Origin of the sequence: Fibrobacter sp. UWT2 (assembly GCF_900142545.1) — a bacterium.
Classification (GTDB): domain Bacteria; phylum Fibrobacterota; class Fibrobacteria; order Fibrobacterales; family Fibrobacteraceae; genus Fibrobacter.
The window spans coordinates 1-13,286 of sequence record NZ_FRBF01000007.1 but is presented as its reverse complement, the minus strand read 5'-3'; the positions used below and the strand labels follow the sequence as shown (position 1 = coordinate 13,286).

5 protein-coding genes are annotated in these 13,286 nt (G+C 46.8%); all 5 read left to right on the top strand.

Annotated features, from left to right (window positions below; genetic code table 11):
- Positions 1-171 precede the first annotated feature (171 nt).
- The 5 genes from ileS (at position 172) to BUA40_RS06320 (ending at position 13,190) form a co-directional block, all read left to right on the top strand.
- Positions 172-3,357: an isoleucine--tRNA ligase gene (gene ileS / locus BUA40_RS06340; RefSeq protein WP_072799679.1), complete on the top strand. Its 3,186-nt coding sequence runs from the start codon at positions 172-174 to the stop codon at positions 3,355-3,357.
- A gap of 404 nt (positions 3,358-3,761) precedes the next feature.
- Positions 3,762-4,322, top strand: a complete 561-nt coding sequence (locus BUA40_RS06335; protein WP_072799677.1) for a prepilin-type N-terminal cleavage/methylation domain-containing protein — start codon at positions 3,762-3,764, stop codon at positions 4,320-4,322.
- Positions 4,323-4,339: 17 nt separating this feature from the next.
- A complete protein-coding gene (locus tag BUA40_RS06330) occupies positions 4,340-4,807 on the top strand; it encodes a type IV pilus modification PilV family protein (protein WP_072799675.1) in 468 nt (155 codons plus the stop codon).
- Positions 4,804-6,120: a type II secretion system protein gene (locus tag BUA40_RS06325; protein WP_072799673.1), complete on the top strand. Its 1,317-nt coding sequence runs from the start codon at positions 4,804-4,806 to the stop codon at positions 6,118-6,120. The genes BUA40_RS06330 and BUA40_RS06325 overlap by 4 nt, the downstream gene beginning before the upstream one ends.
- Positions 6,121-6,128: 8 nt before the next feature.
- Complete coding sequence (locus tag BUA40_RS06320; RefSeq protein ID WP_072799671.1) at positions 6,129-13,190, top strand: hypothetical protein; 7,062 nt, start codon at positions 6,129-6,131, stop codon at positions 13,188-13,190.
- The last annotated feature ends 96 nt before the right edge of the window (positions 13,191-13,286 follow it).

Below are 13,286 nucleotides of genomic sequence, written 5' to 3'. Positions count from 1 at the left end.
GACAATGTATGACACCCGCGTTTTCGGCCCGAAAACGGACGTTTTGAATGTGGCTTACTCTAAAAAATTCTATCTTTACGCCCGAAAATTTAACGCCTTGTGGTCAGTAGAGGTTCAAGCGGACTCCCTGTCTACTTCCTACTTCCTACTGTCTACTATATCGAGGTAATCATGTTTCGTGAAGTAAAGAAAGAAGAGACCTTCCCGCAGATCGAAGAGCGCGTGCTCGGATTGTGGGACAAGGACGAAAGTTTCAAGAAGTCGCTTGACAGCCGTCCGGAAACCGAACCGTACACTTTCTACGATGGCCCTCCGTTTGCAACGGGCCTTCCGCACTACGGTCACTTGCTTGCCGGTACCATTAAGGACATCGTTCCGCGTTACTGGACCATGAAGGGCAAGAAGGTTCCTCGCGGTTTCGGTTGGGACTGCCACGGCCTTCCGATTGAATCTCTCGTGCAGAACGAACTCGGTCTCGCGGGCGTTGCCGAAATCCAGAAACTCGGTGTCGATAAGTTCAACGAAACCTGCCGTAGCAAGGTGCTCAAGTACACGAGCGAATGGAAGAAGACGGTGCGCCGCATGGGCCGCTGGGTGGACTTCGACAAGGGCTACAAGACCATGGACAAGAACTTCATGGAATCTGTGTGGTGGGTGTTCAAGCAGTGCTTCGACAAGGGCCTCATCTACCAGGGCTACCGCATCCAGCCGTACAGCCCGGCTCTCGCGACTCCGCTTTCGAACTTCGAAACGAACCAGGGCTATAAGGACCGTCAGGACCCGTCCCTGACCCTCATCTTCCCGCTCAACACGGACGAAGCCAAGTTCAAGGACACGAGCATCCTCGTGTGGACGACGACTCCGTGGACACTTTATTCCAACTTCTGCATTGTTGTGGGGCCGGACATGGACTACAACCTTGTGGAACAGGATGGCAAGAAGTACTGGATTGCCGCAAGCCGCACTGCCGCCTACTTCAAGAACCCGAATGTCGTTGATACCTGCAAGGGTTCCGAACTCGTGGGCAAGGACTACGAGCCGCTCTCCCGCATTTCCGATGCATTCGTGACGCCGGACCAGCTGTCCCGCCACTACAAGATTTACCCCGCCGACTACGTGAGTACCGAAGACGGTACTGGCGCCGTGCATACCGCTCCTTCCTTCGGTGAAGAAGACTTCCAGAAGGGTGCTGAACTCGACCTCGGCCTTTTCGACCCGCTCGATACCGAAGGCAAGTTCACGGACAAGGTCCCGATGTGGAAGGGCCTTGGCGCTAAGGAAGCCGACAAGGAAATTATCCGCTTCTTCAAGGAACAGGGCCGCGTGTTCAAGCAGGACACGATTGTGCATAGCTACCCGCACTGCTGGCGTACTGGCGTTCCTCTGATTTACCGTGCCCTCAAGACTTGGTTCTTGAAGATTGACGCGCCTGTCACGAGCAAGGACGGTATCACCAAGACTCTGAAGGAATGGATGGTCGAAAACAACCAGACGGTGAACTGGGTGCCGGACCACATCAAGAATGGCCGTTTCGGTAAGTGGCTCGAAGGTGCCCGCGACTGGAACCTTTCGCGTAACCGCTTCTGGGGTACGCCGATTCCGGTGTGGCTCAGCGACGACGGCGACATGATTGCCGTGGGGTCCATCGAAGAACTGCAACAGCTCACCGGCGTGAAGCTCGATGACTTGCACAAGCACTTTGTTGACAAGCTCACCATCGAAAAGAACGGCAAGGTTTACCGCCGCACGCCCGAAGTGTTCGACTGCTGGTTTGAATCCGGTTCCATGCCGTATGCTAGCCGCCATTACCCGTTCGAAAACAAGGAACTCGTGGAACGCAGCTTCCCGGCTGACTTCATTGCCGAAGGCCTCGACCAGACCCGTGGTTGGTTCTACACGCTGACCGTGCTTTCTAACGCTTTGTTCCAGAAGCCGGCATTCAAGAACGTTATTGTGAATGGTATTATCTTGGCCGAAGATGGTTCCAAGATGAGTAAGTCCAAGCGCAACTATCCGGACCCGAACGATCTTATCGAACGCACGGGTGCCGACGCCATCCGCTTGTTCATGATCAACTCCGCTGCTTTGAAGGCTGAAGACCTCCGCTTCAGCGAAGAAGGCGTGAAGGGCATCGTGAAGCAGGTGATGTTGCCGCTTTGGAACGCTGTTGCATTCTTTGTCTCTAACCACAACGCCGATGCCGCCAAGGGCCAGCTCAACTGGAAGCCGGGTCAGGAAGTCAAGAGCGACAACGAACTTGACCGCTGGATGCTTGCTACGCTGCAGGATCTCGCTGCCAAGGTCGAAGTGGAAATGAAGGCTTATCGCCTGTACAACGTGGTGCCCGCCGTGATTGCCGCGGTCGATGACCTCACGAACTGGTACGTGCGCCGCAGCCGCCGCCGTTTCTGGAAGTCCGAAAACGATGGCGACAAGAACGCCGCCTACGCTACCATGTACAAGGTGCTCGTAGACTTCTCCAAGATTCTCGCTCCGTTCCTCCCGCTCCTCGCCGAAGAAATCTACCAGATTCTCGTGCGCGAAGTCGATGCCAACGCTCCGGTAAGCGTGCACCTCTGTGAATTCCCGAGCGCCGACAAGTCCTTGATGGACGAAAAGCTCGTGGAACGCATCGCCATGGTGCGTGGCATGGTCGAAATGGGCCGCGTGATTCGTGCTACGAACAACGTAAAGAACCGTATGCCGATTGCTAGCATGACGGTCGTTGCTCACGGTAACGAAGAAAAGAATGTTGCTGAAACGATGAAGGACTTGATCCTCGAAGAACTCAACGTTCGTGAAATGAAGTTCCTCGAAGACGAAACCAAGCTCGTGCAGCTCTCCGCCAAGCCGAACTTCCTCGCTATCAAGGCGAAGGGCCCGGATTATGCGAAGAACATGAAGGTGATTTCTGCTAAGTTGAATTCGTTGTCTGTCGACGAAATCAAGGCTCTGCAGAATGGCGAAACCATCAAGTTCGACTTCGGTGAAGTCGGTGCCGACTGCTTGATGCTCAACCGCATCGTTGCCGACGGCATGGCCGTGGAAGCCAACCAGCACTTCACCGTGGCTCTGGACCTCAAGATTACCGACGAACTCCGCCGCGCCTGCGTGGCCCGCGAACTCGTGAACCGCATCCAGAACCGCCGTAAGGATCAGAACTACGCCATCACCGACAAGATCGAAGTGACGCTGTTCTCTGCAAGCGAAGTCTTCAAGCAGGCGGTTGCCGAAAACGAAGCATACATCGCCGGCGAGACCCAAGCAGTCGCTATCAAGTGGGCAGCTGCTGCCGATGGCTTGGAAGCTAACGACGCCGACGGCGAAGCCTTCGCCTTCACGACGGTAAAAGCCTAGCAAGGCGAGAGTCGCGCCCGTGCTTGCACGAGCATGACCGAGCCGCTGGGGCTTGGATGCGAAGCATCAATGCATAATTGATGGAAATGTCATCCTGAGCGAGAGGCGTAGCCTCGAAGTCGAAGGATCTTAATCCCCAAAATTTAGACCGTAGCATAACCGCTACGGTCTTTTGTTTCTTATGAAAAGCTTACCGTTTTGAACGCGTGCGCAGAATTACTCGGTTTTGATATAAAATTTACAAAAAAATGGCGAATTTTTAAATATTTCGCCAATTTTATAAAAATTTTGAGCGTTTTGTAAAAAAATAAGTTATTTTAAGAAATGGTCCCCGAAAGCTCCTGAGCTTGGACGCTTTCGGCGCATTGAACTATCTTTGAATTGAGTTGTGTAAGGAATATTATATGGTGTTTGCAAAGCTCGTAAAACGCGGTGCAAAGTCCGGCTATACCCTAGTCGAAGTCCTGGTGGTAGTTATCATCATGGGTGTACTCTCGGCAATGGGCGTTGCGGGGTTGCAAGGGGCTGTTGCGAATGCAAGAGTTAAGGATGCCGCTGTAAATACCGCCGCCTTCTTGGAAAGGGTGGCAACGGAATCTAGAAAACAATCTGCAGAATTGTGCTTAGTCAAGGCTCCTGGCAATAGCAGCAAATTGTTGGTTTATAAGTCCGATGAATCGTCGGATTATTGCCATGGTACAATTATGGATTCCCTTGTTGTGGAATCTCCGAATAGGTTTGTAAGCCTAAAGGATTGTGGTCTCGTTACGTCAGATTGGATCGGGAATAATCCTGCCGTTTTTGAACCTCGTCGCGGACTTTCTGCGGCACCTCTCGAAGGTGCTGTATGTATTCAATACGGATCGGAAGATCGTTTTGGTGCTGCGCGTAAATTGAAATTGGTTAATGGCATTAAAGCCCAGTGGAAAATTGGCAAGGGCTCTTCGGGCTGGATGGACTTGTAGGCTCTAGGGAGGTGTTTATGGATGTTCTTGGCAAAAAGTCTGGCTTTGGCATCGTTGAAGTGTTGATTGCTGCAGCGGTGCTTGGCTTTATGTATATGGCGCTACTCAACTTACAGGGTGGAAACCATGATGCTCTGCTCCGTATACGTGGTCGTGACGGAGCAACAGAAGTCGCTCAGAATCTGATTGATTCCTTGAGTGCTCTTGGTATTGCTCGTTTGTCGGATGCCAACTTGGCTGCAAATCCCATTGTGATATCAGATATCGAAAGAACCTGGAAAGGCCAACCGGGCGCCATTGAACACGATATGAAAGTGCTTTATGACGCCGAGATTACGGTGTCTCCTGATAATGAGTATGCTGTACAAAACTCTACGGCTTTACAGAGCGTTAAGCATGTGTATGCAAAGCGTCTAGATGTTAAGGTCAGTTGGCATTTTAAAAATTCCGTTCAGTCGATTACAGTTTCGGGGGTAATCCGATGAAAAAGTCTGGCTTTACCCTTATGGAACTTCTTGTCTACATGGCGATTGTAGGCATTGTTGTCGTTATTGCGGGCGAAGCTTTCAGCAACTCGACGAAGTTCCGTATTCGTACCGACAATATGATCAAGTCTTCTCATGAAGCAGAAGAATTGGCGTCTTTACTTAAGGCTGATGTTCAGCAGACGGGGGCGAAGTATTCAAAGGAAAATACTGTTCCTGGCGATAATGATTCTTTTGATGGACATGTAGTCAATGTCTATATGGATCCGACTAGCGATCTTTCTTCTTTCAACATAGATCCTATTTCAGATGCATATGATAATTTTACCATACGATACCTCCGTTATGATGATCAAGGTCGTTACCAAGCGACGGAACAGGTTGAATGGTCCGTTGATGACACTAAAAAAGTTTTGAAGCGTAATTGCGTGCTCCTGGATAAACTTAGCTCGTATAACCCAAAGAGAGATCCGTGCTCTGCTGGAGCTATAGAAATGGCAACAGGGGTTGAAAAGTTCAAGGTTTACCCTGCAATTCCCTCTATACGGAGTAATGCCGATGCTGACCATCAGGATGAACAAGTGTTTCCGCCTGTAGGTACAGATGTTTTTAGCTTGATTGCTCGTGTAGATGCTGCCGATATTATTGCTCCATCGTATGTGTCTGGTGGAGGAACCGGTGTCTCGTTGAGAGGGTTCGCTCGAAATTATAATGATGCGAATGGTACCATTAATGATGCACTGAAACAAAAGAATGAGCTGTATGTGGCAATGAATAGTGGAACTTCAACCGCTTTTAGTGAATGCCGACAGCTTACTTTAGAGGCGGGGATCGAATACGAAATATCCTTTGGCCTAGCTTATCCGAATGATGAATCGGATGCAGCCCAGCTCTTTGTTCCGGGTCGAGACCATATGGCAGTAGGTTTCCGCAATACGAGTGGTCAACCCATAGCGAATTTCAATGATTTCTTGTTCTATCCCCCTACCAGTACGACTTCTCAGGGAAATAGAACGATGCGTTTTACGGTTCCGCAGAAAATTGAAAATGTTTGTATGGCTTTTACCTTTGCAACGTATTCGCCTTTGGCTGGATCCGGTACGGTCACTATATCGAATTTGAAATTGAAGAGAATCGCAGGGTCCAACTATGTATTTGACCCGGCGATTACTATCCCGACTGTAGATAAAAAGAATGTGAAAGCCTTTAAAATAGAATTAGAAGTTGGCCGAGGCGGAAAGAACGGCCATGCTGGCGAAACTGGTCATATCGATATTGTAGTTCCCGCTCCTAGCAATGGTGTGGGAATTTAGGAGTTGTTATGCGTCTAGAACAAAAAATAAATTCAAAGGCCGGTGTATCTCTTATCGCCGTCCTTCTCTTTATGCTCGTTGCGACCATTGCCGCGACTGCCACTTACAAGTGGATTACGAGCGAATCTCGTTCTAGTTCTAGTCGTATGCTGGAACGTGAAGCTTACCAGAGTGCTGTAGCGGGTATTGAAAGTGCCCGTAGTTGGATGACGTACCATGCCAATGACGTGGGTGCACTTATTCGACAGTACAAGACGAGTGGTAATGCTGCAATAAAATTGAATGGTATGCTTACTGAATTGGTCCGTCCTGGGCAAAAGTTCAATGTTTGGTTGACAGGCGTAACGACGGAAAATTCTACCTATAAATTGAAACTAGTTTCGGAAGGCGAAGCCCGTAATGGTCAGGCGAAACATACTGAAGTGGCCATTTTAAACGTAAGTGGCCTTTATAGGGTAAAGCTGCCTACCGAACATTCCGGCCTCAATTATGAAGAAGCCTTCCAAGGAAGAAGTACTGGTATTACGGGTAGTGACTCTATTCAGTCTGCAATTATTAATGGGGATTGGATTACGAATAATACCCCTAAAATAGGCAATTTGGTTGTGACAGGGGAGATTCGTTATGGTGGTGCTGTTACACAGTCCGGAAACCTCTATGTAGGAGGGGATTTAAGAGCGGATGGAGCCTATCTCTTTGGTAGATCAGGCTTGGATACAAATATTGTTTACGTTGGCGGAAATATTGTGTGCACGGGAGACTTGGAAGTTCATGGTGACGTCTATATTGGAGGGGATGTTGATCAGAAATGTAAGATAAATGTGAGCGGCAATATGACGGTTGGGGGAACGATGACCAGAACGAATGACGCTCAGATGTTTACTATAGGAAAGAATCTTGTATTTAAGGATAATGCTGAATTAAATTATTCAGGGGAAGGAGCTCAGAATGCTGATGGTGTTGGACATAGTACTTATTTGTCTAAAATTTCTGGACCGAAGAGTTCGTCCAATAATAAAAGGATGAATCTTGGAAGCCCTATTTATCTTTATGATGATTTTGATGTGACCGTGAAAGTATGTAAGCAGGCAGCGACTTGCTCAGAAACGGGCTATTGCCAGGGCTTTTATGAAGCTTGTGGGTCGGAAAATGTTGGTGATGTGAATGACCGATACTTCCTTTTTGCTTCAACGGGTAATAATGTTTCTGCCTCTAAAGTTCAGTCGTGGCATCCGACTGATGATGTGCTGAAAGATATCGGCGACAATTATTGGGAAAAGATTGACAAAATGAATGCCTATGGAAGAATGATTGACTTGTCGACAGGAGAAGTTCCTCAAGCAATCTTCTTAAAGGATACTGCCGCCTGGAAACAGAAGCTGGCGAATGATCTTTGTGGTATTGACCCGGCATTTGTGATGAATGATGATGCAATCGATGACTTAAATGATTGCTATAACACTGCCGCGGCTGCGGGTCAATTGTATGAAGGCTTTTTACCCATTAGATGGGATTATGTTCGTAAAGGCGATATTAAAACGGATAAAAAATTGGAACATAACTTTATTATCTATGTTCCAAGAGTGATGGGGCAGACTGATCTTCCGCCTACTGCAAGTAATGCTGTAGTTTTATTTTATCTGGGTCGTGGTGCGTCGAATGAGTTGCAAGGCGCTACGGGTAAAACTTACAACTACTTTGTTTATTCTAAAGGGGATATTGCTCAATTTAATAATGTCCATATATCAGGTTCTGTAATGATGGAACCTGGTAAAACATTGAAAAAATACCAAGGTGGTGTGATTCTGGATTATAATAGGTCTGTTATGCGGACGTTGGTCAACGCTGGACTTATCGAAGAAAATCCGGAATTTACGGCGTTAGTCAATCCTACTGCGGATCCGGCTGCCGCTGCTGCTGCCGCAGCATCGGATGACTACTATATTGCGGTTGCGCCCCAGTTGTCTATTACGGTAGAAACTCAGTATGCGAACAAAGAAAAAATAAGCAACTTGTCAAGTGGTACGCAAGAGCCAGAAGCGTCTTTTATCGTGCTGCCTCGCATTATTTATTTGCCGAGAACACCCAAGGGTTCTTTGGACCAGTATTATCGAGTTATTCCCTTGAATAGCAAGGCTGCTCTTGACAATTCTCCGAACGTCAATTGTAACAACCAAATTCCTGTGGGTACAAGTTTAACTACAAGTAACCAAGAATTGGAAGCAGGAATATACACTTGCCATGTGACAGGCTCTATTTTGGGTAGACAATCTACGGTTCCGTTCTATGTCGTTGTCTCTGGTGACGCTAGTACTCCTCCGGTATCCTTTGGTGAAGCTTGGGTGGATTTGCGACCGGATGAAGAAACCACTGTGTCGCTTAATGTAACGGCTACTTCGGGAGGCCCAGCAGGAGTATATAAGGTAACGGTTCGTCGTCCTGCATCGGTTACTGGTTGGGATATAGCAATGATTCCTGCTGCAAATGGTACCTGTACGGGTAATGATTGTCAATTTACCATAAATACGGCTGTTGGAACCACAAATATATTCACTGTAAAAAATGTTTCGGCTACTACGGGACAATTGGATTTCCAAATTACCGATTGTGATGGCGGTTGTATTATTGGTACGCCTTATATCGAAAGCATTAAGGTAGCTTCGGATGTGGCCGTTCGTAGGCAGTCGTTAGAAAGTTGGTGTACAGCGAATGGTGATGGGTCTTCTGATGCGGACAAAGCTAAATGCGCTAAGAAATCGGCTCCGGATTGTTCGACAAATTCGGAATGGATTATGGCAAATGGTGTGCAATGCTCCAGGATAGATGCAAATGATTCCTGGAATTGTAAGAATATGGGGGACATTTCTCTTAAGATCCTCGACGGCTATGTTCCAAATGGTTGTGAAGCGGTTGTCCCTGGTGACAATTTGATTCCTCAGGCGAGTTTGGCTGGAGTTTCTGAGGTAACCCTTTATGCATCGCTTAAGGCAAAACAATTTACGTTCTCTACAGGATTTGCCACGGATGAGCCTATCAATACGAGCCAGAAAATAAATATTTCTGTGATTCAACCGGGGGCTACTGAGCCGGTGACGAGCAACTGTTCTTACGGCGATTTCAAGAATGCGGAAAGATATGCTGAAAAATGTCAAGTGCAAGTCTATTATGGCTCTGTAGTGACGTTGTCTTTCCCGGAAAATTCGGATAAGGCGGACTTTGATTATTGGATGTGTGAAAGTGGAACGGATTGCCCGAGTTCCAAGGTACCCTATCCTGAAAATACATATACGATAACGATTACTGGAAATGATATTGTTCATGCCCATTTTAATGAAAGTGACAAGCATTGCTTCTTTGATGAATTTAAAGATGCGTCTTACAAGGATGATGATTATAGAGGAACTTATAAGAATAGAAGCAGCTTTATCTGTGCCGAAACGAACCCCGAAAAGGAATATTGCCTCGATGCCACAAGGTCTCATCCGAATGCCAAGTGGCGACTTGTAAGTGGCGATGTTGATGATATTCAGTTCGATGGAGATGGCCGAATATCGCTTAAGTCTAGTGCAACACGACGTAGCAAGGAAGATGCCAAGAAATCCGTGACGATTATGAGCACGGTTGTGGCGGGTGGCTATGGAACGCTTAAGGCTCAGTTCCAAGTGCCTAGGGAAGAAGTGTCGTTAGATGATGAGGCGAAGGCGACTATCAAACAGTCTGGATTCCTGCTGCGTGCCGAAGAAGATGCAACGAGTTACCTGATGCTTAATGTATTTAGCGATAGGTTGAATCGTCTGAAAGCTAGAATCTGTGTGAATGGTGAAAATACCTGCCAGACGAAGAATATTGGAAATGCGATGGTGAATCAGGGAGACATTATCCTTGTCGCTGCCACATTGACTAAAAATAATGATAACCGCGACATCTTGGTGATAAAAGCCTATACAGATGCATTTAGTGTAGAGTACCAGGCAGTAGCCTTTGAATTGACGCAAAGTGAATTGAGTGGGGTTCAACATCTTTCTGATTCTTATAACCAGTATGTTGGGTACCGCTTGTCGGATCAAAATTTCAAACTTTATGGTATTGGCTGGCAGAGTGATGAATATTCCTCTGAATGTTGGGATAAATTCCCGTCTATTTCATGCTCCTTTAGAGCGGCTTATGCCGGTGGCCTAGTTCCTCAGAATAGGGATGTAAAACCGTGGATTGGTTTATCAACATGGTTTGGGGCTAATAAATGCACTCCCGACTATTACTACAATGGAAATGATGCGGGATGCTCGGGCTATGTAGAAAATTCTGATGATTATAAAAAATGTAGCTCAACAGGGTACAATTTCTCTGGAGAGGGCTCTGAAGGATTGCATGGCAATACCGTTGAAGTAAATGGAAATATTGTGGACGGAAACAAAACGGCTCGTGTAGGAGTTAGCGGTGTTGGCTGCGAAGTTTATGGAGAAGAAGCTCCATGGGCGAATAGTATTGCGGCTGTCCATTGTGGAACTTTCTGGGTCGGAAACTATACCAACTGTACTGAACATAAATACCTGACACAGACTGTCGACGGTGCTGAAGGTACGTATTTCGGAATCGATGCGAATGGCGAAACCGCCAATTTCCGTGGCGCCAATTTAATTGTGACTTTAGACAATCCGAGTGGCGCCGAAGTGACGGTTTACCTGTTTAGCCAAAATTCTACATCAGGCTATACTTATGGTGCGGATCCGATTTATAGCCAACCTTATACATCGACTGCTGCTGGAACCGGGGTCGTACTTAATATAAGTGTGGATGGGGTCTCTAATGTAGATGGCTTTGATCCAGAAAAAGTCGTTGGCGTTTACGTGAAATATGATGATGCCTCTGGTGTTGGCAATATTTCGGTGAATAGTCGTTGTCCCAATGCGTTGAGCCTTTTTGGCTGTAGAGCGGAATATAATCCGCAACGAGATGTGTGGAATGTTTCTGCAACGATAACGGCTGGAACCAGTTCTCAAGTTAAATCTGTCGATTTGACTAGAGTTAGGGCTGGTTCTTTTGAAACGAGCTTAACGGGCAATACTAAAAATTGTTCGGAAACCCCTAGCCCTTGCGCCTTCTCGGGAGATGATTTTGGATGGGAAATTCACCTTGATCACACACCCTATAATATGGGTAATGGTGAGTCTATAGATTATCAATTCTGGATAGAAATGGTTGATAATACGAATCACACCGTTGAAGGTTCCCCCTGTATCACTCGCACGACGACTGTGCCGAAGATATCGTCTTCTTGTCGTATTGCAAGTAATTCCCGCTCTAAGAGGCAGGGTATGGGATTGCCTATCATGACTTATTCCATTGCAGGGTGCCCAGAAACTTCTGAAGGAAGCCCGAAGTGCGGCTATACGATAAAGGTAAAGCAGAATGGCTCGGATGTGGCAACTGTTGCTACAAATAGCGCTGTAAGTGGAAATGTATCTAACCTGACCACGGATCCTGATGTTGCAAATACACAGAGTGAAAAGCTAGCTGTTGGAACATATAGAATGGTTCTGGAAAGTAGCAATGCCGAATATCCCTTTACCCCTTGTTCACAAGAATTTGAAATTACGGATGAACGTACGCCGTCGGGTGATCTTGAATGTTCGATGAATGATCTTGTTTTGAAGAACTCAAATGAGTATGTTTATGTCACCAGTAGGCTTGACCCGCAGGAATACAACATCTATATAGATGATGCCACTAGTCCGGCATGGACGGGAAATATCCGTAGAGGTCGTAATATATCGGTGGGACCTTTTACAACTCCGAATGACAACGCTTCCCATACCTTTATTATTACGAAGGCTAGCGATTCTGAAATTCAATGTATGGGTACCTTTAGTACGACCGATGCGATTGTTTGCTCCATCGAAAATGAAGTGAAAGCGGGCGAAAGTAATACCTTTGTGGTAGAAGCGATGCCGGGTATTGATATATATTATTGCACGTATGATGGACCGCTTGATTGTAAGGCTGAAGGCAGTACTTGCCCTGGAACTCTTTCTAATCAGACGTTCACCTTGGCGACGGAAACTTCAACCACGTTTAGCGTGACTTGTAATACTTCGCTGGGTAATAATATTTCCTGTTCTGCGACCGCTTCTCCTGCATCTACAGCTCCTGTAGTGACGTGCCCGACGACCCCAATACGTGCCGGCCATAATGAGACTATTGTGGTTTCTCCCATTTCGGTGGAAAACTGTGAAGAAAAATGCTCCTACTGGTTTGAAACGCCCAATGGAACAAAGAAGGGCCAAGGTGTCATTACGACGCAAACGTCCGTGTCTTTCCTGGGATCTGCCGATAGAACCGGAGAGAATACATACAAGTTCCATGTCGAAAACGGTCTAGGATCGGATGAGTGCGATATTGTTGTTAATTATGCCGGTCCTACATATACTTGCCCGGATGATATGGAAGTTGCTGTGGGTGCAGATGTCACTGTGGAACCGACAGATGTGTTGCATTGTCCGGCAGTTTCTTGGGGCTGGGGCTGGGGTGGGTATACTGGGGGCTGTTCCTATACGATTTCGGGAGGTTCCTTTACGGATGTAACAGGCGGTGCGTACAGGTCTGGTCCGATTCCTCAAAAGATTAAAGGTGAAACGGCTGCGTCAACGGATGATGGAACAGAATATACATTGACGCTTTCAAGTAGCCTTGGCGATGGAGAACCTTGTACATTTAAGGTGAAGTATGTGGTGCCGCCTTGCGGATGTACATGCGATCCGTTTAGCCTTTGTTATGATCTAAAAACGGAAAATATAGATGGAAAGAGTAATGCTACTCCTAAATGTATTTTTGCGAAAGATATTCATAAAATAAATGAAAACTATCGAAAATATCCGATTTATATTAATGGAAAAAGAATCGCGTCTGGATTTTGTACTGATCTTAAGAACTGTGAAACTGCTCTGAGGGGAGCTGGTATAACAAAGGTAGATAATGGGTATTACATTCTTGCTCCTGTTGCAGATTGGATTCAAATAACAACGGGCCCGATACCACATGACTTTACTGTGCCGAATTGCTCAAGTGATTAATTAGTCGTCCCTTAAAATCCCGCCCAGCCCGCATAACTATTGGGAAAAACTGATTTCTACCCTGTGAAAATATTGCAAGGTTTTCTAAAATATGAC